Origin of the sequence: Lacihabitans sp. LS3-19 (assembly GCF_024343575.1) — a bacterium.
Classification (GTDB): domain Bacteria; phylum Bacteroidota; class Bacteroidia; order Cytophagales; family Spirosomataceae; genus Leadbetterella.
Genome location: NZ_RJUA01000004.1, coordinates 140,098 through 164,386 on the forward strand (window position 1 = coordinate 140,098; position 24,289 = coordinate 164,386).

The window sequence follows — 24,289 nt, forward strand, 5'->3', positions numbered from 1 at the left end:
ATTTTCAATAAATATTGAAAGAATAAAAATTTTAAAAAATTTTGGTTATTTATTTGGAAGTATAAATTCAATAAATTAAATTTGAAACATCTTTTAGAAATACATAATATTGTATATCAAAAAGTAAAAGAGTGAATCAAACAAAAATGAACTTACGTGCCTTCTTTAATATATCAATCGAGGTAGTGAAAAGAGGAGTTTTTCTTTTTTCGGTCTTTACTTTCTTTAATGCGGCTGCCCAAGACGTACCCATTAGGGAAAGTAAAGTGCCTTTTGAAATAAAGTTTGCAAACGTAACATTTCAATTAAATGACGTGACACGTTATATGCTGTCGCAAGAAATTTTAGCTTTTTCAAGAAACTCAGATTCTAAGCAGGAATATTTAAAAAAGTTTGCATTGGTATTACCATCGGTGGAGCCAATTGTAGAAAAAGCCAGAGTCCCGGATGATTTTAAGTATCTAAGTATTTATAATAAATTTCAAAAAACTGTTAGCTCTAGCGTAATTTTAGAAAAAGGAGTATTTTGGGGTTTAGATACCGAGAAAGCAAAAGATGTAGATTTAATAATAGACGATAAAATAGATGAACGTAAACATTTACTCCTGGCTACAAGAGGAGGGATGGTTAATCTAAAAAGAGATCAGGTTCTATATGAAAACTGGGGAGTTACTCTTTTTTCGCACTTAGCAAGTAGAGAAGTTTTAAAAGTTTTAGATGTAAATAGAAAGTGGGCAGGTAATTTTATAGTTTTAGATTCGCCCGCATATAGTTCTTTGATACAGTTTTTAGCCTTTAAGTGGGTTTTGGAGTCTGAGTTTAATAGTTTCAAAAATACCGAGCAAAATATTGTTTATGAGTATAAAAACGGAGCAGGTAAGACCTTAAATCTTATTGCTGCGGACTTGAAACTTGACCCAAAGGAATTGCTTGAAAATAATCTTTGGTTGAAATCCAACAGGGTACCAGAAGGAGATGCAAATATATTGGTGGTTATTCCTGCTTCAAGATATACAGAAATTAGGATTTTGGATGAGATGTCGAGAAATACCGCTGTTCAAAACATGGATTTGGGCTTTCCAATTATTGCTTCAAACCCAAAATTGAGCAAAGGTCTAGGAGGAATGTTTTATGACATAAATTCTTTGAAAGGTATTCAAGCTGAGATGTGTGATGATTTTGTAAATTTAGCATACAAAGCAGATATTTCTAACAAAAAATTTCTTGAATATAACGACATTAGCAATAGAGATTTTTTGCAGATTGGTCAGATTTATTATATCCAATCAAAAAATAAAAAAGGGAAGATTCCACATCATATAGTAAAAAATGATGAAACACTTTGGGAGATTTCGCAACAATATGGCGTTAAACTTTCAAGTCTTTTGAAATATAATAGAATGGAGACATTGGGAAGACTCCAAAGGGGTAGATTGGTCTATTTACAATCAAAAAGGCCTAAACACAAACCGATAGAGTATATAGAGTTTCCGACTGAAGACCATGAAGAAACTCCAGCTAGGTTGAAGTTAGATGATGAAGTTATAGCGGATTTTGTAAAAACAGAAGAAGAGCCGAAGACTGAAATTCCAGTTCAAAAATTTGAGCCAAAAGTTTTAGTAAAGAATGAACAGCCCTTGGTACAAGAAAAGGAACCAGAGGAAGTTACAAGCATTTTATTAAAAGAAGATGCAAAAGCCAAAAAAGAAAAAGAGCCAGAAATAGTGGTAAAGGAAGTAAAAACGGCTAAAGTTGTATCAGAAAAACCATTCTCTGAAGATTTAAAAGAAACGATTGTTATACCTAAAAATAGAGACAAAGAGTACGTTGTTCACGAGGTAAAAAAAGGAGAAACATTATATAGAATATCTGTAAATTATAAAGTTAGTGTAGATCAACTTTACAGATTAAATAATTTAATAAATAGCACAATTGAAATCGGAGACAGAATAATTGTCAAAAAATATTAGATTTCAATATAAAGATAGTAATAAGTAGTATAGATTCACTCGATAGTTGGATTAGCCTCGGTCAATGATTGGGGCTAATTTTTTTACCAAACATAGGTTGCTACATCACCGGGATCAAGTTTCTCAATTATTTTTTTGTTTTTATAATCAATTGCAAATTCACTGCTTTTGTCCGATTCGTTTATTACTATCAAAACTGTTTTGCCTTCAGGTGTTTTGAATGCCACATTGGCTAAACTCATGGTGTTGTTTGAAGCAATCCTTACAGAATTAGGTCTAACAAATTTTGATGCATGAGCAATAATATAGTGAGCCGCATTTCTAGTTATTTTTTCATTTTCAATTGTCAATGCTCCAAGGCATGCTGTGCATCCACCTTCGGTGTGAGGATTTTGGTTTTCATCAGCAGCAAGATTCCATTCCAAAACTGTTTTACACCAATTTTTTGATGCACCAATTATTAAATTCTTAATGTGCCAACTCAAATCACCACCAAAGTAAGAAGGATAACCAATCCATTGCTCTGTAAAATACAAGTTTTTATCAGGATGTGCTTCATGAACTTCTCCAATATTTTCTACATTGCCGCCATATAAATGAAAGGCAGTTCCATCAATAAATTTTCTAGTAGCTGGATCATTTAATATTTGGATTGGATAATCTGGTCTATCTGCGTTATGGTCATAGATAATGATTTTAGTTTTTATGTTTTGCTTTAAAAATGTGGGTCCCAAATTATTCTTAACAAAATTTCCTTGATCACTTGATTCCATCAATAAACTTGGATTGTTGCCTGGGTGTAAAGGTTCGTTCTGAACTGTAATGGCATCTATCTTGATTCCATGTTTTGCCATTTCTTTGATGTATTTGGCTAAATAATCAGCATAAACTTGAAAATATTCAGGTTTTAATGAGCCACCTTTAGCGTTTTCATTTGTTTTCATCCATTTTGGTGGAGACCAAGGAGAACCAAGTATTTTTATCTTTGGATTTATTTTTAAGATTTCTTTTAAAACAGGAATCATATCTTTTTCTTCCTCTTTTAAGCTAAAGTTTTTGAGTGATAAGTCTTTTTCGTTAGAATAGCTATAGTCATAAGCACTTAGGTCTGACGCACCGATACTGATTCTTAAATAACTTATGCCGATATTGTTTTTGTCCGTCCTAAACAATTCATTTAGCAGTTCTTTTATATTTGGTAATTGGTTTATTAAGTTAGCACTTCCACTTGTTAGCGTGTATCCAAAACCATCCATCGTTTGAAATTTCTGCTTCTCGTTAACGAAAATTGTAGGGATATTAGTTTGTGTTTTTTGGAAAGTTAGTTCTTTGTTTTGTTTCTCAAATAGCACACTTTTGTCTGTTTTTGTCAACCAGAGTTCGGCTTTTTGAGCAAATAAGATATTAGAAAAGAGGATACTGAAAGCCAATAATTTTTTCATTTGAGGGGTAATTATTTTACTTTATAAAAATCTCAGGAATTAAACGATACTACTTTTAATTAACCTTTCTCTTCCAAAATGAAATGTTCGAATTTAGTTCTGAAAAATTTCCAAATTTTGAAAAAAAATAAATTACAATAGTTTTTGTGAAATTGCAGCATTTTAAATGAAAATAAAAAAAAAGCACTATTTTTTAGAATTAATCTGTGAAATTCTTCCCATATAATAGAAATTGATAGGCTAAAAACATGATTTTTTTTTTATTAATCAATATTGGCGTAATTTGCGAATAATTTTATAACAGACCATAATTTAGAATGAACATCCTTGGCATCTCGGCTTTTTACCACGATTCAGCAGCTTCTATTATTCAAGATGGTAAAATAATTGCCGCAGCACAAGAAGAAAGATTTACAAGGAAAAAACATGATCCTGGTTTTCCATCGAATGCTATTAAATTTTGTTTAGAATACAGTGGTTTAGAATTGAAAGATTTAGATGCGATTGTGTTTTACGACAAACCACTTTTGAAATTTGAACGACTTCTCGAAACGTATTATGCTTTTGCACCTAAGGGTCTGAAATCATTTATTACTTCAATTCCTGTTTGGATTAAAGAAAAAATGTTTTTGAAACGACTGATTCATGAGGAATTAGAAAATATCGGTAAATACGATAAGAAAAAAACAAAGCTTTTATTTCCAGAGCATCATTTGTCGCATGCGGCAAGTGCATATTATCCTTCGCCATTTGAAGATTCTGCGATTTTGACTATTGATGGAGTAGGAGAGTGGGCGACGGCGTCGATTTGTCATGGCGAAAAAGGTAATATCAAAATATTAAAAGAAATGCGTTTCCCGCATTCTTTGGGTTTACTTTATTCTGCTTTTACTTATTTCTTAGGATTTAGAGTAAATTCTGGAGAGTACAAATTGATGGGCTTGGCACCTTATGGCAATCCGGTTTCGCCAGATATCAAAAAATATGTAGATACTATCAAAAAAGATTTGGTAAGCATCAAAAAGGACGGATCTATTTGGCTAAATCAGGACTATTTTGATTATGCTACTGGATTGAAAATGGTGAACGAGTCTAAGTGGGAAGCCTTGTTTGGTTTCAAAACTAGAAAGCCTGAGGATGAACTTTTACAACACCATTGTAATCTAGGCTTAGCTATACAACAAATAACCGAAGATGTTGTAGTTATGATGGCTCAAGAGGCAAAAAGACTAACAGGGTCAGAAAATATTTGTTTGGCTGGTGGAGTGGCCTTAAACTGTGTATCCAACGGCAAACTACAGAAATCAGGTGTTTTCAAAAATGTATTTATACAGCCAGCAGCTGGAGATGCAGGTGGAGCATTAGGAGCAGCTTTGGCCGTAAATTATATCTACTACAAACAAGATAGGGTGGTTGACTATAAAATGGATGCCATGGAAGGTTCGTATTTGGGGCCAACCATTTCTGACTTAGATGTAGAGTTAATGTCAAAAAAATATAAAGCTCAATATCAATATTTTGAAAATTTTGATGATTTGGCTGCTAAAACGGCGGATTTATTGACAAAAGAAAATGTGATTGGTTGGGTTCAAGGCAAAATGGAATTTGGTCCTAGAGCTTTAGGTGCAAGAAGTATTTTAGGCGACCCAAGAAGTCCTGAAATGCAGAAAAAGTTGAATTTAAAAATCAAATATCGAGAGTCATTCAGACCTTTTGCTCCTTCGGTGCTAGCAGAAGATGTTAGTAAAATGTTTGATTATGATGGTATTTCCCCTTATATGCTTTTGGTTCATCCTGTGGCTGATGCTATAAAGAAAACTTTGCCTGAAGGATATGATGATATGAATTTGAGAGATAAATTATATCATTTAAGGTCAGATTTGCCTTCTATAACGCATATTGATTTTTCTGCTAGAATTCAAACTGTTCATAGTGAAACTAACCCTCGTTATTATAAAATGATAGAGGAATTTAAGAAAATCACTGGAATGGGAGTGGTTGTGAATACTTCTTTTAATGTTAGAGGAGAGCCTATCGTAATGACGCCAAATGATGCTTATAGGTGTTTTATGAGAACCGAAATGGATTATCTTGTAGTTGGTAATTTTTTGTTTAGTAAAACAGACCAACCAGAGTGGCAAGAGAAAGACAATTGGCAAGAAGAATTTGTATTAGACTAAAAAAAATATAAAAAAATGGATTTTATTAAAGATTTATGGGGTTTTTTGTTGGCTAGAAAAAAGTTTTGGTTAGCACCTCTGATTATTATTTTGCTTCTGGTTGGTATTTTGATTGTAATTGGTGGTGGTTCGGCTATTGCACCATTTATTTATACTTTGTTCTAAAAAAATCTCTGAAAAGAGAAAAAAACATATTAGCAAATGAAGAATTCTGATAAATATCAGTCACTGCTTGTAATAGTAGTTGGTTTTTTAGTTTTATATTTTATTTTTCAAAAAAACTACGATTGGCGTGTTTTTGAATTCAAAAGAATTTATTTTATCTATGCTGCTTTGGGAGTAGGGGTTTTATCTTTGATGTTTGATAGCGTTGGTGATTGGATTCTGAAAGGTTGGATGAAAATTGCTGAAGTTTTGGGCTTCATCAATACAAGAATTATAATGAGTTTGGTGTTTTTTGTGTTTCTTACACCATTTGCTCTGCTTCAAAAGTTATTTTCAAGGAGTAATTTTCTGTCTCTTAAAGATTCGGAAGATTCGGTTTTTCACACGAGAGATCATCAGTATAAACCTGAAGATTTTGACAATATTTGGTAATAAAAAATGGCCTCTCGAGGCCATTTTTTATACGTAATATTTTTGGTATATATTTTCTAATTATTTACGCAACCACCTATCAAAGCTTCGAAAATGCCTTCTTTTATCATGAAACCTGGCTCTAGGACAATATTTTTTGCTGCTGAAAAACTAGAATTGGTAGGGTTTAAAATTACTGAGGAAGCATTTATGGTTTCTGAAGTGGAAACATTCAATACAGATAAGCTATCAATGATATTATTAACCGATTGTGCTTGTTTACATGTGTCTGGAATTTGAATCTTAAAAGTATGTTCAAAACAGCCTAAGCTATCTTTTACATGAAATTGCATTCCATTCAAAGGATTGTATACAGCTATTTGGCTAAGAATTTGATTTGGGTAGGCCGACCACAAAGTATGAGCCGCATCTGGGCTATTTAGTGTGAGGGTTGTCGCATTTTTGGGTAAGTTTATAATTTCTTCAGAAGGCCCTTTATCTTTAAATATGGTAAATTTATCATAAATATTTCCATCATCTGCTATCCATTTTGAATCCAATCTGTCACCTTCTATTTCAAGATATAAGCTTCCTGCATGTGATCCATTTGAAAAAGGCATGGCATCATGAGGAAATGTAGTTTTCTCTGGGCCATTTTGCCCAGCTGCCCCCGCCACAACATATATTATTCCCTCATTTTGGGCATTTGTCATTTTTGTATAGGGGCATGAGTTTGGACTTCCATCATAAAAACCTGAGCTGTGTTCGATCTCGTGTACATTTGGGTCATAAGTAGTTTCAAGGCCGAAATTACCTTTCATAAGTTTGCTTCGTTCGTAATTGTGGCTGTGGCCGCAGAGGATCAAATCCACATGATATTGTTCAATTAAAGGCAAAGCTTTTTCTCTAATATACCTTAGTTCAGTTTCAGTGTCAGAGTTGTGGCTTCCCATGGTGTAGGGTGGATGATGCCAGTACAGAATTGTCCATTTTTGTGTGTTTGTTGCCAAATCTTGCTTAAGCCAAGTCATTTGCGGCCCTAAAGTATCTGACAATCTATAGTTTGCTGCAGTTTCCCTACCATAAGAATCTAAACTCACAAAGTGGACGTTTCCAATATTATAGGAATAATAAGCTTCGGTATAGGTCGGCAATCCACCCAATTGACCTAATTGGGGCAAGTCAAATATTTGGTAATAAGCTAAGGATTGATTATTTTGATATCCAGCAGCATTTCCATAGTCATGGTTTCCTGGACAAGGTAATATAGGCGTTTGCTTCATTATCCTGTCGTTTTGATAAGGCTCGAAAAATCTGGCTTGATATTCTGTATCTAAACCATAACTATAAGCATTGTCACCTAAAAGTAGCCAACCGTCTAACGTATCACTTTGAACGTAATTCAAAAATTCATTTTTTACAAGAGTTTGTGCAGGAGTTCCTGTTCCGCAATCGCCTGTTATCCAAAATTTTAGTTTTTTTTCGCTACCTTGCAATGTAGGTGTTCTAAAATAATTAGAAGTACTTCCTTCTAATAAATTACCATTGCCATAAACAGAATAGAAATAAGTAGTTTCATGTGCTAAACCAGGTAGATTTATCGAATGGTCGATACTTGGGTTTAGATCCTCAATTGTTAAGTTTTGATTTGAAAATGATAAACCATACATTATTTTGCTGCTTGCGGCAATGTCTGTTCTCCATTTGATAGTAATGCTAGAGTCGGAGGTAAGCTGGAGGTATGGACCTCTAACTATTGTTTGAGCTTTAGTAGAATTAAGAATAGAAAATAGGATACAAAAAACACTAAGTTTTATTTTCATACTTTTGAAAAAGGCTAAAAAATCAGAATATTTCTATTAGTGCGTAAACCAACATTATAATACAAAGTATAGTTTTAGCAGCTATTCCCGCAATCAATCCTAAAAAACTCCCTACAGCTGCCTTGAAAGCAATATTATGATTTTTATTTGAAAGGTATTCTCCTACAAAAGCCCCAGCAAAAGCCCCAATGAAAAGGCCGAAAGGTCCAAGGAAAAGTCCGACTAAAAGCCCAATTGCAGAACCAATTGAACCCCATTTGCTTCCTCCAAATTTTTTGGTGCCCCAAACAGGAACATAATAATCTAAAACTGTAATGACTGCAGTTAGAATTCCAAAGAGTATTAATGTGTTTTCGGAGAATTCTGCAAATTTAGAAAAATGAATAAGGAGCATTCCTCCAAAACTCAATGGCGGCCCTGGTAATGGCAAAACAGCTCCAGCGAGTCCTATTAACAAGCAAACTATTCCGATTACCAGCAGCAAAATATCCATTAAGCTTCTATTAATTTCTTCGATTTTACTCTTCGAGTATCCAAAAACTCACCAATTTTATTTATGGCCAACTCCAATGTATCAACTTCAGGTAAAAAAACGGCTCTAAAATGTTGTCCATCATTGTAGTTGAATCCTTTACCAGAAACTACAAACACCTTTTGCTCAGATAGTAAATCCAAGGCAAATTCTTCATCATTTTTGATGTCAAATTTACGCATGTCAATTTTCGGAAAAACATACAATGCTCCTTTGGGTTTAACACAAGTGACTCCAGGGATGTCCGTTAGTTTATAGTAAATAAGATCTCTTTGTTTTTTCAATCTGCCACCATCGGCAACTAAGTCATTGATAGACTGATAACCTCCAAGAGCTGTCTGTATAGCATATTGCGTTGGTACGTTAGCACATAGACGCATAGATGCCAATAGCGTCAATCCTTCTAAGAAAGATTTTGCTTTGTTTTTTGCACCACTCGGTATTACCCATCCACCTCTAAAACCAGCCGCTCTATAGTTTTTAGATAAACCACCAAATGTCATAAAGAAAACATCTTCTGATAAAGTAGCAGCTGGTACATGCTCGTAACCATCATATAAGATTTTATCATATATTTCATCTGAAAAAACAATTAAATTGTTTTTTTCTGCCAATGCTATGATTTTCTTCAAAACATCTCTTTCGTAAACTGCTCCCGTTGGATTATTCGGATTAATAAGTACAATTGCTTTTGTTTTAGAAGTGATTTTAGCTGCCATGTCTTCCACATCAGGATTCCAATCAGAGGCTTCGTCACAGATATAATGAACGGGTTTTCCACCAGACAGTGCCACGGCGGTAGTCCAAAGTGGATAGTCTGGAGAAGGAATTAGAATCTCATCACCATCATTTAAAAGAGCCTGCATGCACATTACAATCAGCTCACTCACACCATTTCCAATAAAGATGTCTTCCATTTTTACATCTTTTATGCCTATCTGTTGCGTATAGTGCATGATGGCTTTTCTTGCAGAAAAAATACCTAAATGATGCGAATAACCTTGAGCATTTCTTAGGTTGAGGATCATGTCGTGTACAATTTCGTCAGGAACGTCAAAACCAAACGGTGCTGGATTACCGATGTTTAGGTTTATGATTTTTTGTCCCATAGCTTCAAGCTGTTGAGCTTTTTCAAAAACTGGTCCCCGAATGGCGTAACTCAAATTATTAAGTCTGTCGCTTTTTTTGTATTCGCCTGGCATTTTATATCTGTTTTAAAAAGTCATTCACGTTTTTCTCCACTCGCTCTATAATATTTGCAGACTTGTCTTTTTTGAATTTTTCGCCCGTTACTTTTTCGTATAATTCTATGTATCTGTTCGAAATCTCCTCTATTTTTTCATCTGTCATTTCTGGTATTGTCTGTCCTTCTTTTCCTTGGAAGTTGTTTTCTATGAGCCATTCACGCACAAATTCTTTCGAAAGCTGCTTTTGAGAAATACCATTTTTTTGGTTTTCTTCGTAGGTGGCAGCATAAAAGAATCTTGAAGAGTCTGGTGTGTGTACTTCATCTATCAAATAGATTTTATTGTCTAACTCACCAAATTCGTATTTAGTATCTACCAAAATTAGGCCATTTTGCAAAGCCATTTCGGTGCCTTTTGCAAATAATGCCAAGGCATATTTTTCTAAAGTCTTATATTTTTCCTCTGATACGAGCTCTTTGGTTATTATTTCTTCTCTCGAAATATCCTCGTCGTGGCCTTCGTGGGCTTTGGTAGTTGGTGTAATAATTGGTGTAGGAAGTCTATCGTTTTCTTTTATTCCTTCAGGTAATTCTACTCCACAAATACTTCTTTTTCCTGATTTATATTCTCTCCAAGCATGTCCAGCTAAGTATCCTCTAACCACCATTTCTACAGGAAATGTCTCACAATTTAAGCCAAAAGAAGCATTTGGGTCTGGAGTGGCAATTAACCAATTAGGTACTATATCTCTCATGGCCTCCAAATTTTTGGCCGCAATTTGATTCAAAACTTGGCCTTTAAAAGGAATAGGCCTTGGTAAAACTACATCAAATGCAGAAATTCTGTCCGAAGCCACCATTAATACATGTTTGCCAATGTAATACACGTCTCTAACCTTACCTCTGTAAAATGCTTTCTGGTTTTTGAAATTGTAATTTGTCTCCTTAATGCTGTTCATTTTGTATTTTTATAATCTCCCTAAACGTTTGTGAAATAAGCTGAAACTCATTTTTTTACAAATTTCGGTTTATTACCAATCTTTTTCTACTTTTTTCTTACTATTTTTTCCAGAAATCAAAACTTTCATCTCTGAGTTTTTCAAATCTTCTAGTAATTGAAGAGCTTTTTCTTTTGATATTTTGTTAGAAGTATACTGATCAAGCTCTTTCTCTTTCTCTTCTGAGGCTATAATTTCTTGACTTTGTTTTTGGTCTTGTTGGGGAGGAGGTGGAGAGAATTTGGGATGATAAATTCTGCTTATTAGTTCAAAGTTAAACCTAGCTTTCTCATTATCAATGTTTTTTTCCATAGAAGATTTAAAGAGTTTCAATGCCAAAGCACTATCTCCTTTCATCAATGCCAAAATACCCAATTGGTTTTTTGCCTGTGCGGCTTGTATGTTATTGGGGTTATCTTGAAGATATTCGTAATTTATTCTTGCATTTAGTGTATCATTTACCGCAAAATAAGCATGAGCTACATCAAGACGAAGCTCAGGCTCAATTAATCGATTTACATTCTCTATTTGTTCGAAAATTCCAATTGCTTTAGCAAACTCTCCTTTAAGCAAAACTTCATTAAATTCTTTCTTTAAAGTATTCTGTTGCTCAATATTTCCAAAAAATTGAGGATTTAAAAGAAAGAAAACAATATGATAAATAAATTGGTACATTTTAAAGCTTAAGGACATTTACTGTAATCATAAAATCTAGCACAATAAATAGCAAGGCTATTAATAGAAAGTAAACGTATTTGTTGTAAGTAACTGTCTGTAAATTAATATTTTGTTCTGAATTTTTTATTTGATTTAGTTTTCCAATTAAGCTATTTATTTGATTTCTTTGATTATTTATAATAAAATACTCACCCTTTGTTTTCTTAGCTATTTGGTTTATTTGATTTATATCCAGTATACTAATTACTTCATTTCCATTTTTGTCTTTCTTAAACCCATTTAAAGTTGGGATTTTTCCGCCCATTTGAGTGCCTACACCCAATATGTACAAATTGATGCCATTTTTGGCAGTAAGGTCAAGCAGGTTTTCGTTAACTCCTCCGAAATTCTCGCCATCTGTTATTAAAATACAAGTTTTTATCTGGGAGTTTTTTTTTGAATCCAAGCCAAACTTATCAATTAATAAATTAAAAAAAGCATTAAAATCCGTCGAGCTATTTGCCAACAAATTGGTTTTTAGGCTAGATATGTTATTTTTTAGATTTTCATGATCAAATGTCAAAGGCGTGTAAATAAAAGCATCAGAGTTAAAAACTATAATACCGATTTTGTCAGATTTGAATTGATCAATCAAATTAAGCATCTCGCTTTTTGCCTTATCTAGCCTTGAAGGCTCCACATCGTTGGTGTTCATAGAAAGCGATAAATCAAATGCCAAATAAATGTCTTTACTCGACGATCTTGCTTCTATTTCCGTAATACCGAAGTTTGGGCCGAGCAAAGCCAAACCTAATAAGCCAAGATAAATAGCTCTTATGAAAAACTTTAGTGAAGAAGATGCAGCAGATGTTTTAAGCTTTTTAGAAATAAAATATAATCTCCCAAAATATATAAAATAAATCAGGAGGAAAATTATTAGGAAAGCTAGGTCTGCTTGAGAATATTCTCTACTCCAATTCATTATTTTTTGTTAAACGAAATCAAATTGGCCATCAATCTGAAAGCACCTGGGACACCCGCTGGTAATTGCCTAAAAAATGAAAGTCCGGTAAAAATATAAGCTCCTTTTCCATATTTAGTATATAAAAGAGAACCTTCTAACTCTGTTTCACCTTTGTCTTTTATTGCAAAAACTGTGGTATACTTATCAGACCATTTTTCGGCAAAATACAATCCTCGCTCTTGAACCCAGCCTTCGTAGTCTTTATTTGTTATTTTATTTGGATAGTTCAAAATCGGTTCATTGGTATTTATTACCTTCATTTCTGCATCTTCCTCAGTTACTCTTCCTCTACCAATACTCAACGGATAAGGCCCTAGTTCTTTGGTTTTGACTACGCCATAAAAAGCTTGGGTCTGGTATTGAACAATCAGGTTTCCTCCATTTTTTACATATTCAAATAGTAAGTTTTGAGCATTTGGAAGCCAATCTTCCGTATTATATGCCCTTACGCCAACAATAATTGCATCAAATTTTGAGAGATTTCCTGTTATTGTGTTTTCGTTTAGAAAAGTTAAATCATAACCAATTTGTCGCAAAGAAGCCGGTACGTCATCTCCTGCTCCAGCTATGTAGGCTAAGTTCTGCCCTTTTTTGATGATATTAATTTTGTTAGCAACTGCTTTGGCCTCTGGAAAAACATTCAACTCAGGTATATGGTCATATTTGACTGTTTTCAAAGCTCTTTCATAAGTGCCATTGGGTGTTGTGGCAGAGGCTTTTATTTCAGTCTCTGAGGTATTAACTGGAGGCGTAACCGTGAAAAATATTTGTTTTTCTTGGTTCTTTTCTGTGAAGGTTACTGGAATAGTTGCTGGGGAGTATTTCCAGTCTTTACTTAAATTTAATTTTACATCAGCAGTGAGATTAGCCACATTAGACCTAACCATCACGCTTACTTGCTTTGGTTTGTTATCAGCAAAAATGTAAACCTTTTGGTCTAAGTTTAGCATTATTTCAGGCCTTACTTCAAGATATTTATAAATTTCTCCTACTGCAGGCTCAGTGTATTTATACTTTATTGGATGAGAGTAATTTATTTTTTCGCCAAAAATATTCAAGGTATACTTAGCCCAAAGTGCATCTGGTGCCATTGGCAATCCTCTGTATTTTTCATCAGATAATTTATAAAATCCTTTTTCAGATTGTGTCTGTAGCCAATAGGGTTGTGTGATGGCTGCATTTTGCGGAATAATAATTTCCATCGCAAAATCAAGATTTTTATTGTATTTGAGATCCAAAGCCAATGTAGTATCTTTTTGTGCCGACCCTGAAATTTCCAATTTTTCTAATTTTACATCAATATCAGATCGATTTACTGTATTCGAAAACAGTTTTAACGATTGACCAGGAGAAACCATATAAGTTGAAGGGTTTACTTCACAATAGATACCGCCACAAGCCATTATTATATTTACACATTCTTTAAGCTTGTCTGCTTTATAAACAGATTCTGGAAGGTTTTCTATGGTTTTGTAAACCTTTATTAACCCCTTTACACTTTTGGAAGGATTCGTAAAATCGAAATTCTTTAAAATTTCCTTCAGTTCAACAGCAACCGCTGCCCCACCAGGTGTTCGGTTCCATGTCAAATCTACACCATCAAAAAGGTCATCTTTAGCTGGTTCCCCTTTAATACTTACTGCAAAATCATAACGCTCGTTTCTAGTTGGAGCAGAACCAAATCCTTGACTTCTGTGCTTGCTCCGTGCTTCTGCGGCTATTTCTGAATAAGATTTTCCCAAAAGTGGATTAAAATCAGCCAAAGGGATTTTAATAAATGGTCCATCAGTAGGTTCTGAATTTGTAAATCCTCTATTGAAAGAGTTCCAAACTAATCTTTTGGCTTGCCAAACACTAACTGTTTTTAGTTGCTCAGGAAATTTCGTCGGGTCAGCAGCTGCGTCAAATGCTTCAGCAGACAATACTGCAGATGCAGAATGGTGACCATGCCCGGCTCTTTCATCTGGCGGAAATCTGTTAATAATTACATCAGGCTTGAATTTTCTAATTTGATAAACCAAATCTTCTAATATTTTTTCTTTACCCCAAGTACTTAGGGCTTCTTCGGTATGCTTAGAAAAACCAAAATCAATTGCTCTCGAAAAGTATTGCTCACCGCCGTCAATTTTTCTTGCTTCAAGTAGTTCATGTGTACGTAGTAAACCAACATATTCTCCTTGTTCAGCACCAATAAGGTTTTGACCTCCATCTCCTCTGGTCATTGCCATGTAGGCAGTTCTGACTTTTTTCTCTTTCGAAAGCCACGAAATCAATAAAGTGTTTTCGTCATCAGGATGTGCGGCAACATAAAGTGCATTGCCCACAGTATTAAGTTTTTCTAGGTTTTGGTATATTTCACTACTCGAAATCGCTTTTGTCTGAGCATGAACATTTACCGATAAATAAAAAAGAGAACAAAAAAGGCTCGTTTTTTTTATAGATTTGTACCAATCAATTTTTTTTAATGAAATTCTCATTTGGTTTTTTTATAATTTTTCTTATCAATTTTAATAGTTTTTCCCAAAAAGGTCAAAGTCAATTTGTAGTTGGGGAAATATATGTTAAAGTAAAAGCAATAAATGCCAAAACAATAAAAACAAACTCTAAAACTGTAGTTATTAGTGAAGAATTACCTTTTTTGAGTAATATAAAAGCTTCAAAAAATATTACCAAAGCTGAAAAGCCGTTTTTGAATCTCAAAAATAAGGATTTAAATAATATTATCAGATTAAAAGTATCAGAAAGCCAGAATATTGATGATTTAATAGCTCAATTAAAAGACGAAGGGTATTATGAGTATGTTGAGAAAATACCTTTAAGGAGCATAATATCAACGCCTAACGATCCAAGTTTTGCAACACAATGGTCATTGACTAAAATAAATGCACCGCAAGCTTGGGATGTAAACCCTGGTGGAAGTAATATAGTAGTGGCTGTTGTGGATAACGCCATCCAAACAACGCATCCTGATCTCGCTGCAAATATGCTTGCAGGCAAGGATATGTCCTCAGAGTTGGATTTTGACCCAAATCCACCTAATGATAATTTTTCTCATGGAACTCATGTAGCAGGTATTTTATCTGCGGTTACCAACAATTCCATAGGTATTGCGGCCGCAGCAAATAATAAAGTGAAGATAATGCCCATCAAAGCTACGCCTGACGATGGCAATCCTAACAGCATATATTATGGTTTTGAAGGTGTAGTCTGGGCGGTAGATCATGGAGCAAAAATCGTTAGTTTGTCTTGGGGAGGAGTTGGATATTCAAGTGCTGAGCAAGATGTAATGAATTATGCGTTTGATAATAATGTAATAGTTGTAGCGGCGGCAGGGAATGATAATAATGCGGAACCAAGTTATCCAGCGGCCTACAATCATGTGATATCTGTGGCAAGTTTAGATGCCAATGACGCAAAGAGTTCATTTAGTACTTTTGGTTCTACCGTAGATATTTCAGCACCTGGAAGGTCTATTTTAAGTACTTTACCCACTAATACTTATGCTTCTTACAGCGGTACTTCTATGGCTACTCCATTGGTGGCATCATGTTTAGGATACCTTTGGTCTTGTTTTCCTACTTTAACAATGGCAGAGTTAGAAATACTGTTAAAAAGTACTGCAGATGATATCTCAAGCCAAAATCCTGGGTTTGATGGAAGTTTAGGAGCAGGTAGAGTGAATCTTCTCAATGCGATTTCTTGTGCCAATGAAAACATTGATCAATTAAGTTTGAATATCTCTCCAAGTCGTTTTTTCTGTGTAGGCGATAGTGCCATTATAGCCGTTCCATTTATTTCAGGTGCAAATTATTCATGGAAACTAGACGGAAATGCCATTACAGGCACAGATTCTTCTATTTACGCAAAAAATGAAGGCGTTTATTCTTTAACTATTTCCAAAAACTCTTGTATTAAAACACTCATATCTAAGCCTTTTGTGTATAATTTATTATTAAGTGAAAGTCCAGTTGCTGATCCAAAAATCAGTATGTATTGTTCTGGAATTCCTGATACTTTGAAGGCATTAAGCCCTATTTGTTCTTTTCCAGAGTTTTATCAAAAAAACTACGTTGGTCCAACAGTTGGATATGATGGATATGACCAATCGGGCGATGATATGACAATTCTCTTGCAAAATACCGTCGGATTGATCGATTCTTTAGAGGTTAGCATAACTTGGCAAAAGAAAGATGGCGGCGGTGCGATTTCATGTGGAACTGTTGATGCTGGAGGAATTCCTTATAATGAAGAGGTTAGTTTTAAAATTTTAAGTCCTTCTGGTCAAGAATTGATTTTAGTTTCTGAAGGTACTTATGCTAGAGGATTGGTAACAAGTGGTGAAGTTACAACCGTTTTTAAAAATAGTGCCCCGTCAATTGGTTCAAATTCGCTTCCAGCTTCTGGTAGTTTTGCTCCACAATCTTCTTTTGCCATTTTAAATGGAGAAAATGCCAATGGGGTATGGAAATTACTGCCTTCTGACAATTCATTTCTAGATCCGCTTTGTGTGTCAGGTTTCAGTATTAAAGTTTACACAAATGCCCATTTGTCTACAAATGTTACTACATGGTGGGACAACGCCACTGGAGGAAACCTGATTTCTTCTAACTCAGAGTTGATTTTAAGTAATTTACCTGTAGGTATAAATGAATATTTTACTCAAAATCAATGTACTGGATTGTGCCCATCTCCAAGAACAAAAGCAGAGGTTTATATTAAAAATACTCCTGAAATTGTTGGTTTCCCGAAAGACGATATTTTACTGACACAAGCTCAAGCTCAGGAAATTATGTATTCTACTAATATTCAAGTATCTAAAAATGCTTCAAATTTATACTATGTGTCTGGAACAAATATCTACAGCCAGAATTTCAATTATTTGATTTCTTCTTCACCGCCTTTACGTTCGCCAGTAAGCTTTTGTAATACTGCAAATTATGGACTTTTGGCAATGGGCTGTACAGGGACAGTTTTATGGAGTAATGGCGAAACCAACCAAGGCGTGTATTTGCAAAACATAAATAATGAATATCAAATTACTGCAACTTGTCAGCAAGCCTGGAATTGTCCTGTTCCATCCCCTACTACATTTAGTTTTTTTAAAGCCAATGCAAACCAAACCATAGACGGAATTGTAGATGGGAATCTTACTCAAAATACATTTGCTAAAAAACTTACTTCAGTTCAAAAAATAATTCCTACTACAAATATTTTATATCAAGCCAATGAAAGCATTTTGCTTAGTCCGGGTTTTTCTGTAAAAGCAGGAAATGTGTTTACTGCCAAAATTGGAGGCTGTTTTTAAAAGTTAAGCCTAAGAAAAAAAGCAGATTTTATTCAAAGAATTATTGAGATTTTCATAAAAAAAATATTTTTAATTCAGTTTTACTTTTTTATTGTGTCCTTCTCGTCTTATTTTTGCAAAATTTTTTACTTAAAATTCTTAATTTAAACCGTTTTTATATGAATTCAATTGTTTATTTGGTTCCATTATTCGGTATTGTCGGATTGTTATACACAGCTTGGAAGTTCAACTGGGTATCACGTCAAGACGCCGGTGATGAAAACATGCAAAGATTATCAGGTTATATAGCCGATGGTGCAATCGCATTTTTAAAAGCTGAATGGAAAGTGTTAGCTATGTTTGCTATTCCTACAGCTATTATATTGGCATGGTTAGGTATGGATGAAGGTACTATCGAAAACCCAATTCATTCTTCGCCAATTATCGCTGTAGCTTTTTTAATAGGTGCTATTTTTTCAGCTTTTGCTGGATACATTGGTATGTTAGTAGCTACAAAAGCCAACGTTAGAACGGCTCACGCTGCAAGAACCTCTTTAGCTAAAGCTCTCAATGTTTCATTTACAGGAGGTTCTGTAATGGGAATGGGCGTAGCAGGCTTAGCAATATTAGGTTTAGGGGGCTTGTTTATAGCATTTTACAATATATTTGCTCAAGGTCAAGCTTTGACTTCTGACGAAATGAAAAAGGCTATCGAAGTTTTAGCTGGATTTTCATTAGGAGCTGAATCAATCGCTTTGTTTGCAAGAGTAGGTGGTGGTATTTATACCAAAGCTGCTGACGTAGGTGCTGACCTTGTAGGAAAGGTTGAAGCTGGAATTCCAGAAGATGACGTTAGAAACCCAGCAACAATTGCGGACAACGTAGGTGACAATGTGGGTGACGTGGCAGGTATGGGAGCTGACCTTTTCGGTTCTTATGTGGCTACTATATTAGCTACTATGGTGCTCGGTCAAGAAATTTCGGTTACAGATAATTATGGTGGTTTTTCACCGGTTCTATTGCCGATGTTAATAGCAGGTGTGGGTCTTTTGGCTTCAATGGTAAGTACGTTTTTTGTGAAAGTTAAAAACGAGACTGATTCTGTACAAAATGCATTGAATCTTGGAAACTGGTTGTCAATTGTAATTACTTTGGTTGCTTCTTTCTTCTTGGTTAAACATATTTTACCTGAGAACCTTAATTTAAGAGGTTTTGAGTTTACTTCAATGGACGTGTTTTATGCGATTGTGGTAGGGTTAATTGTAGGTACTTTGATGTCTATCATTACTGAATATTACACTGCGATGGGCAAAAGACCTGTTCAATCTATCATAGAAAAATCAGGAACTGGTCATGCTACAAACATTATTGGTGGTCTTGCAGTAGGTATGGAATCTACAGTGTTACCAATTTTAGTGTTGGCTGCTGGTATCATATTCTCTTATGCTTTTGCTGGTATTTACGGTGTTTCTATCGCTGCTGCTGGTATGATGGCTACAACTGCTATGCAATTGGCAATTGATGCATTTGGTCCAATTGCTGACAATGCTGGTGGAATTGCCGAAATGTCACAGTTACCTGCTGAAGTTCGTGAAAGAACTGATAATTTAGATGCTGTAGGTAACACGACTGCCGCTACAGGAAAAGGTTTTGCCATAGCGTCTGCTGCACTTACTTCATTGGCTTTGTTTGCAGCTTTTGTTGGTATTGCGGGTATAGATGCTATTGATATTTATAAAGCACCTGTTTTAGCTGGATTGTTTGTAGGTGGTATGATACCATTTATTTTCAGTGCATTATGTATTTCAGCTGTAGGTAAGGCTGCTATGGAAATGGTGAACGAGGTTAGACGTCAGTTTAGAGAAATTCCAGGTATTATGGAATATAAAGCTCAACCTGAATACGAAAAATGTGTAGAGATCTCAACGAAAGCTTCTATAAAGCAAATGTTGTTGCCAGGAGCTATTGCTCTTTTGGTACCCGTAATTATCGGTTTCGGATTTAAAGGTGTTTTTGAAACAACAAGTTCTGCTGAGATTCTTGGTGGACTTTTGGCTGGTGTTACAGTTTCAGGTGTTTTGATGGGTATTTTCCAATCAAATGCTGGTGGTGCATGGGATAACGCAAAGAAATCTTTCGAAAAAGGTGCTTTGATTGGAGGTGAAACTTTCAAAAAAGGTTCAGAACCACATAAAGCAGCAGTAACTGGTGATACTGTTGGGGATCCTTTCAAAGATACTTCGGGTCCTTCAATGAACATTTTAATTAAATTAATGTCTATCGTTTCCTTGGTAATTGCTCCTTACATCGCTGTTGAGAAATCAGCACATGCCACTGAGGTAGAAGTACCTACAGAAATCGTTGTAGTTGAAAACTTATCGAAAGAACTTTCGACTGGTGTAAAACTTTCTTTCGCTAAAGGTGGAATCGAAGATAACTTAATCAGTTTTATAGAAAACTCAGAAGCAGAAGCAGGGAAAGACAATTGGTTTAATTTTGTCAATCTTAATTTTGAAACTGGAAGCGATAAATTAGATGCTAATTCAACACTTGAGGTTAGTAATATTGCTGAAATCATGAAAGCATATCCAGAAGTTGGAATTAAAGTTGGAGGATATACCGATAATGTTGGTAATCCTGCTTCAAACTTAGAACTATCTGGCAAAAGAGCATCTTCCGTAAAGGCAAAGCTTGTGGAAATGGGAATTGCTGATAGCAGATTAGAGTCAGAAGGATACGGTGAGCAACATCCTGTAGCTTCTAACGACGAAGAAGAAGGTCGTAAAATGAATCGAAGAATTGCTGTTTCTGTAAGAAAGAAATAATAATTCAGAAAAATAAATCTAAAAGCCGCTCAAACTCTTGAGTGGCTTTTTTCGTAAAAAAATATTGAAAATGTCTTTTTATTTTACCGTATTACAGTGGTCTTTTGTTTTGATTGCCAGTTTTATTATTGGTGTATCTAAAGCCGGCATAAAAGGTATAGATATGCTAAATGTACTATTAATGGCGGTTGTTTTTGGAGGAAAAGCTTCCACTGGCGTAGTATTGCCTCTTTTGTGTATTGCTGATATTATGGCGGTAATAGTTTACAAAAGACATGTGGAATGGCAGTATTTCAAAAAACTAATGCCAGCCATGGTTGTTGGGGTTTTGTTGGCTGTTTGGGTTGGAAATGGTATTGATGAAGCCATGTTTAAGAAAATCATCTCGGTTATTATAGTTCTAACGATTGTCCTAATGCTTTTTCTTGAAAACACAAAGGATGCACACTTCCCCTCAAAATATTGGTTTAGCGGCACTATGGGATTGATTTCAGGTTTTACAACTATGATGGGAAACCTTGCAGGAGCATTTTCTAATATTTATTTTTTAGCTCTTAAACTTGATAAAAAAACATTTATAGGCACAGCAGCTTGGGTATTTTTGGTGATTAATTTATTCAAGGTTCCGTTTCAAGTTTTTGTTTGGGAAACCATAAACACTCAAACTTTTTTATTAGATATTGTACTTTTGCCGGCCTTGTTTTTAGGTTTTTATGTGGGTTTAAAATTGGTTGGAAGAATCAACGAAAAGTTGTTTCGCAAACTTGTTATGATAATCACTTTTTTAGGAGCACTTTTGATATTATTTAGGTAAAAAAATCCTTTTAATAGCTCATTCAGGCCATTTGTTCCTGATTTTTTGTATATTTAATTTGAAATTGACAATATGGAAGTAGGTAAATATAATACTTTACAAATACTAAGAGGAACGAGCGTAGGTATGTACTTGGGCGACGAAGAAGGAAACGACGTCCTTTTGCCACATAAATACATACCTGAGAATGCTCAGATTGGAGAAGATATTGAAGTCTTCATCTACAGAGATTCGGAAGATAGGCTTATAGCAACTACCCTAAAGCCTTTTATAACTTTAAACCAGTTTGCAATTCTTGAAGTGGTTGCCGTCTCAAAATTCGGGGCATTTTTGGATTGGGGTCTTGAAAAAGACCTTTTTGTGCCATTCAAAGAACAAAATCATAAATTGGTTACTGGACATTATGTTGCTGCTTATCTTTATTTAGACGAGCAGACAGACCGTTTGGTGGCTTCTGCCAAAGTTCATAAGTTTTTCAAAAACTTAGATGGCGTAGATTTAGAAATTGGGCAGGAAGTCGATTTGTTGGTATTTGAAAAAACAGATTTGGGCCACAATGTCATCATTAATAATCTTTATAAAGGATTAATCTACGAAAACGAGGTTTTTAAACGATTGGCCTGGGGCGATGTAAGCAAAGGCTACGTAAAAACAATCAGAGAAGATGGGAAAATCGATATTTCTCTTCAACCAATCGGTTTTCTGAAAACTTTGGAGCCCAATGCAAAAGCAATACTTGAAAAACTGGAAAGTTCTGGAGGTGTTTTGAATTTGAGCGATAGCTCGGAGCCATTTGAGATAATGGAGATATTGGAAATGAGCAAGAAAAACTTTAAAAAAGCAATTGGCTCATTGTATAAAGACAAAAAGATAAGAATTTTAGAAACTTCAATCGAACTAATAAAATAAACCAAAATTGAATCATGAAAAAGCTTGTATTTACTGCTTTGGCTTGCCTGATGCTAACTTCTGTTTTCTCCCAAAAACTTTCAACCACTGAGGAAGATTTAATAAAATCAGTCGAAAAGAATTACGAAAAAACCTTTAAATTATTAGAGGAAGTAGTGAATATCAATTCTGGAACATTAAACAAAGAGGGTGTAAAGCAAGTAGGGGATATTTTTAAAAGGGAATTTGAAAAGATAGGATTCGCTACAGAATGGGTTTCACTTCCGGATTCTTTGAACAGAGCGGGACACTTTGTCGCTACTCGAAAAGGCACAAAGGGTAAAAAACTATTTTTAATTGGCCACTTAGATACTGTTTTTGAAAAATCCATGGAGTTTTCGCCTTTTACAATTATTTCAGACTCGATAGCTACAGGGCAAGGAGCCAATGATATGAAAGGTGGCGATGTAATGATATTGGCCTCTTTACAAGCATTGAATGAATATAATCTATTAGATGACAGACATATCACGGTTTATTTTACGGGAGATGAAGAATCATCAGGAAAACCTACATCAATAAGCAGGGCAGATTTTATAGAAAGAGCCAAAGAGTGCGATATTGCCTTAGCTTACGAAACTACAGCGGGCTTTGGTATAGCTACCACCGCACGCCGCGGAGCGAGTGGTTGGACTTTGGTAGTTACAGGCAAACAAGCTCATTCTTCGGGTGTTTTTAGTCAAAATGTGGGCTATGGCTCGATATATGAAGCAGCCAGGATTTTAAATACTTTTAGAGAGACTTTAAGCAAAGAGAAATATTTGACATTCAATCCTGGTCAGATTGTCGGAGGTTCGTTTGTGAATTATGACGAAACAGAAGCCAAAGGGATTTCTTTGGGAAAAACCAATATAGTAGCAAAAAGAACCATAGTTACGGGAGATTTGAGGTTTCTGACTGAAGACCAAAAGATAAATGCCCGAAAAAAGATGGTAGAAATAACCAAGAAAAGCCTCAACCAAACTTCTGCTCATATCAAGTTTTCAGATGGAATACCATCTATGCCACCAACTGAAGGCAATCGCAACATTATGAAAGTGCTGAACCAAATAAGTTTGGATTTGGGAATGGGGCCTGTGAAAGAAGGCGATCCGGGCTCAAGAGGAGCTGGAGATATAAGTTATGTTTCACAATATTTAGATTGCCTTGATGGCTTGGGTTCTTCTGGCTCGGGAGCACATACGCCTGCCGAAACCATAAACATAAAAGAATACCCAAAATTGATAAAAAGAAGCACATTGTTAATGTATAGACTTTTGAAGTGATGGAAAGCTCTACGATGGTTTTAACATCGTTGGAGCTATGCTTAGTCTTCAGACTAAGCATCGGTGTATCTCGGTCTTCAGACCGATTCTAGTATCAGTGTATTCTGAAATTTAGTATATTGGTGTAAAAAAAGATATGGAAGGTGGTTATGCGATAAGAAATCAGGAAGCAATGCATTTTCTTACATTCACGATAGTTGATTGGGTAGATGTTTTCTCAAGAAAAATATATCGAGATATTGTCATTGATAGTTTAAAATTTTGTCAGGAAAACAAAGGGATGAATTTGATTTCTTATGTCATTATGAGTAATCATATTCATGTAATTTGTCAATCAGATAAAGGAAACTTATCAGATTTAGTTAGAGATTTTAAAAAATATGTAGCTCAAATGATTCTCAATCAAATTAAAATTGGACCTGAGTCAAGGTCTGACTGGATGTTAAAGCGTTTCGAATTTGCTGCTAAGAGTAATCAGCGGAACTCAAATTTGCAATTTTGGCAAATAAACAATCATCCTGAAGAAATTTTTACTGACCCGTTTTTATGGTCTAAAATAAATTACATTCATATGAATCCAGTTAGGGCTGGTATTGTTTCTAAAGCATCAGATTACTTGTATTCAAGTGCGAGTAATTATTTGCAAAAAGAAAGTTTAATTCCTGTAATGTTGCCATCAAATCCAATTATAAATCCTTTAAAGAAATCTGGATATGACATTGATATCGAGTTATGGTGATAGTATTTGTGGTTTTCGGTCTGAAG

General features: G+C 34.8%; 18 protein-coding genes. 10 read left to right on the forward strand and 8 right to left on the reverse strand.

Going from position 1 to position 24,289, the window contains the following annotated elements:
- The first annotated feature begins 146 nt into the window (after window positions 1-146).
- Window positions 147-1,970, forward strand: coding sequence for a LysM peptidoglycan-binding domain-containing protein (locus EGI22_RS05960; protein ID WP_255067100.1), 1,824 nt, complete (start codon window positions 147-149; stop codon window positions 1,968-1,970).
- Window positions 1,971-2,053: 83 nt separating this feature from the next.
- Here EGI22_RS05960 and EGI22_RS05965 read toward each other — a convergent pair whose 3' ends face one another.
- Entirely contained in the window at window positions 2,054-3,412 is a 1,359-nt protein-coding gene (locus EGI22_RS05965) for a glycoside hydrolase family 30 beta sandwich domain-containing protein (protein ID WP_255067101.1), read from the reverse strand.
- A gap of 317 nt (window positions 3,413-3,729) precedes the next feature.
- Here EGI22_RS05965 and EGI22_RS05970 point away from each other — a divergent pair, with 317 nt between their 5' ends.
- From EGI22_RS05970 to EGI22_RS05980, 3 genes are read left to right on the forward strand one after another with little or no spacing between them, the layout of a single operon-like run.
- Window positions 3,730-5,592: a carbamoyltransferase gene (locus EGI22_RS05970; protein WP_255067102.1), complete on the forward strand. Its 1,863-nt coding sequence runs from the start codon at window positions 3,730-3,732 to the stop codon at window positions 5,590-5,592.
- A gap of 15 nt (window positions 5,593-5,607) precedes the next feature.
- Window positions 5,608-5,757 (forward strand): DUF5989 family protein, encoded by a 150-nt coding sequence (locus tag EGI22_RS05975; RefSeq protein WP_255067103.1) that lies wholly within the window; start codon window positions 5,608-5,610, stop codon window positions 5,755-5,757.
- A 36-nt stretch (window positions 5,758-5,793) separates the two neighbouring features.
- The gene (locus EGI22_RS05980) at window positions 5,794-6,189 is read left to right on the forward strand and encodes an SxtJ family membrane protein (RefSeq protein WP_255067104.1); all 396 of its coding nucleotides are present in this window, start codon (window positions 5,794-5,796) and stop codon (window positions 6,187-6,189) included.
- A gap of 56 nt (window positions 6,190-6,245) precedes the next feature.
- Here the strand turns inward: EGI22_RS05980 and EGI22_RS05985 are convergent, their stop codons facing one another.
- The 7 genes from EGI22_RS05985 to EGI22_RS06015 all read right to left on the reverse strand — a co-directional run bounded on the left by EGI22_RS05985 (window position 6,246) and on the right by EGI22_RS06015 (window position 14,865).
- A complete protein-coding gene (locus EGI22_RS05985; protein WP_255067106.1) occupies window positions 6,246-7,991 on the reverse strand; it encodes a metallophosphoesterase family protein in 1,746 nt (581 codons plus the stop codon).
- A 22-nt stretch (window positions 7,992-8,013) separates the two neighbouring features.
- Complete coding sequence (locus EGI22_RS05990) at window positions 8,014-8,484, reverse strand: DUF456 domain-containing protein (protein WP_255067107.1); 471 nt, start codon at window positions 8,482-8,484, stop codon at window positions 8,014-8,016.
- Window positions 8,484-9,725, reverse strand: a complete 1,242-nt coding sequence (locus EGI22_RS05995; protein ID WP_255067109.1) for a pyridoxal phosphate-dependent aminotransferase — start codon at window positions 9,723-9,725, stop codon at window positions 8,484-8,486. Before EGI22_RS05995 ends, EGI22_RS05990 begins: the two co-directional genes overlap by 1 nt.
- A 1-nt stretch (window position 9,726) precedes the next feature.
- On the reverse strand, window positions 9,727-10,668 hold the full coding sequence (locus tag EGI22_RS06000; protein WP_255067110.1) for a phosphoribosylaminoimidazolesuccinocarboxamide synthase: 942 nt from the start codon (window positions 10,666-10,668) through the stop codon (window positions 9,727-9,729).
- Between the two features lie 72 nt (window positions 10,669-10,740).
- Entirely contained in the window at window positions 10,741-11,382 is a 642-nt protein-coding gene (locus EGI22_RS06005; RefSeq protein WP_255067111.1) for a hypothetical protein, read from the reverse strand.
- A gap of 1 nt (window position 11,383) precedes the next feature.
- Window positions 11,384-12,346 carry a VWA domain-containing protein gene (locus tag EGI22_RS06010; RefSeq protein ID WP_255067113.1) on the reverse strand — a complete coding sequence of 321 codons (963 nt, stop codon included), beginning with the start codon at window positions 12,344-12,346 and terminating at the stop codon, window positions 11,384-11,386.
- Window positions 12,346-14,865 carry a PIG-L family deacetylase gene (locus EGI22_RS06015; RefSeq protein ID WP_255067116.1) on the reverse strand — a complete coding sequence of 840 codons (2,520 nt, stop codon included), beginning with the start codon at window positions 14,863-14,865 and terminating at the stop codon, window positions 12,346-12,348. The genes EGI22_RS06010 and EGI22_RS06015 overlap by 1 nt, the downstream gene beginning before the upstream one ends.
- Between EGI22_RS06015 and EGI22_RS06020 the strand changes: the two genes are divergently transcribed.
- From EGI22_RS06020 to EGI22_RS06045, 6 genes are all read left to right on the forward strand, one after another.
- Window positions 14,853-17,693, forward strand: a complete 2,841-nt coding sequence (locus tag EGI22_RS06020) for a S8 family serine peptidase (protein ID WP_255067117.1) — start codon at window positions 14,853-14,855, stop codon at window positions 17,691-17,693. The genes EGI22_RS06015 and EGI22_RS06020 overlap by 13 nt on opposite strands.
- Window positions 17,694-17,851: 158 nt before the next feature.
- Window positions 17,852-20,497, forward strand: a complete 2,646-nt coding sequence (locus EGI22_RS06025; RefSeq protein WP_255067118.1) for a sodium-translocating pyrophosphatase — start codon at window positions 17,852-17,854, stop codon at window positions 20,495-20,497.
- A 70-nt stretch (window positions 20,498-20,567) separates the two neighbouring features.
- Window positions 20,568-21,311, forward strand: a complete 744-nt coding sequence (locus EGI22_RS06030) for a sulfite exporter TauE/SafE family protein (RefSeq protein WP_255067119.1) — start codon at window positions 20,568-20,570, stop codon at window positions 21,309-21,311.
- 72 nt (window positions 21,312-21,383) lie between these two features.
- On the forward strand, window positions 21,384-22,220 hold the full coding sequence (locus tag EGI22_RS06035; protein WP_255067120.1) for a S1 RNA-binding domain-containing protein: 837 nt from the start codon (window positions 21,384-21,386) through the stop codon (window positions 22,218-22,220).
- Between the two features lie 14 nt (window positions 22,221-22,234).
- Entirely contained in the window at window positions 22,235-23,524 is a 1,290-nt protein-coding gene (locus EGI22_RS06040; RefSeq protein ID WP_255067121.1) for a M20/M25/M40 family metallo-hydrolase, read from the forward strand.
- A gap of 136 nt (window positions 23,525-23,660) precedes the next feature.
- Window positions 23,661-24,263, forward strand: coding sequence for a transposase (locus EGI22_RS06045; RefSeq protein WP_255067123.1), 603 nt, complete (start codon window positions 23,661-23,663; stop codon window positions 24,261-24,263).
- The last annotated feature ends 26 nt before the right edge of the window (window positions 24,264-24,289 follow it).

Excerpts from the sequence above, each read along its gene's own strand:
- EGI22_RS06040 (WP_255067121.1), top strand. The coding sequence starts at position 22,235 with ATGAAAAAGCTTGTATTTACTGCTTTGGCTTGCCTGATGCTAACTTCT.
- EGI22_RS06035 (WP_255067120.1), top strand. The coding sequence starts at position 21,384 with ATGGAAGTAGGTAAATATAATACTTTACAAATACTAAGAGGAACGAGC.
- EGI22_RS05970 (WP_255067102.1), top strand. The coding sequence starts at position 3,730 with ATGAACATCCTTGGCATCTCGGCTTTTTACCACGATTCAGCAGCTTCT.
- EGI22_RS05995 (WP_255067109.1), bottom strand. The coding sequence starts at position 9,725 with ATGCCAGGCGAATACAAAAAAAGCGACAGACTTAATAATTTGAGTTAC.
- EGI22_RS05985 (WP_255067106.1), bottom strand. The coding sequence starts at position 7,991 with ATGAAAATAAAACTTAGTGTTTTTTGTATCCTATTTTCTATTCTTAAT.
- EGI22_RS06015 (WP_255067116.1), bottom strand. The coding sequence starts at position 14,865 with ATGAGAATTTCATTAAAAAAAATTGATTGGTACAAATCTATAAAAAAA.
- EGI22_RS06025 (WP_255067118.1), top strand. The coding sequence starts at position 17,852 with ATGAATTCAATTGTTTATTTGGTTCCATTATTCGGTATTGTCGGATTG.
- EGI22_RS06000 (WP_255067110.1), bottom strand. The coding sequence starts at position 10,668 with ATGAACAGCATTAAGGAGACAAATTACAATTTCAAAAACCAGAAAGCA.
- EGI22_RS06030 (WP_255067119.1), top strand. The coding sequence starts at position 20,568 with ATGTCTTTTTATTTTACCGTATTACAGTGGTCTTTTGTTTTGATTGCC.
- EGI22_RS05965 (WP_255067101.1), bottom strand. The coding sequence starts at position 3,412 with ATGAAAAAATTATTGGCTTTCAGTATCCTCTTTTCTAATATCTTATTT.
- EGI22_RS05975 (WP_255067103.1), top strand. The coding sequence starts at position 5,608 with ATGGATTTTATTAAAGATTTATGGGGTTTTTTGTTGGCTAGAAAAAAG.
- EGI22_RS06010 (WP_255067113.1), bottom strand. The coding sequence starts at position 12,346 with ATGAATTGGAGTAGAGAATATTCTCAAGCAGACCTAGCTTTCCTAATA.
- EGI22_RS05980 (WP_255067104.1), top strand. The coding sequence starts at position 5,794 with ATGAAGAATTCTGATAAATATCAGTCACTGCTTGTAATAGTAGTTGGT.
- EGI22_RS06005 (WP_255067111.1), bottom strand. The coding sequence starts at position 11,382 with ATGTACCAATTTATTTATCATATTGTTTTCTTTCTTTTAAATCCTCAA.
- EGI22_RS05990 (WP_255067107.1), bottom strand. The coding sequence starts at position 8,484 with ATGGATATTTTGCTGCTGGTAATCGGAATAGTTTGCTTGTTAATAGGA.
- EGI22_RS06020 (WP_255067117.1), top strand. The coding sequence starts at position 14,853 with ATGAAATTCTCATTTGGTTTTTTTATAATTTTTCTTATCAATTTTAAT.
- EGI22_RS06045 (WP_255067123.1), top strand. The coding sequence starts at position 23,661 with ATGGAAGGTGGTTATGCGATAAGAAATCAGGAAGCAATGCATTTTCTT.
- EGI22_RS05960 (WP_255067100.1), top strand. The coding sequence starts at position 147 with ATGAACTTACGTGCCTTCTTTAATATATCAATCGAGGTAGTGAAAAGA.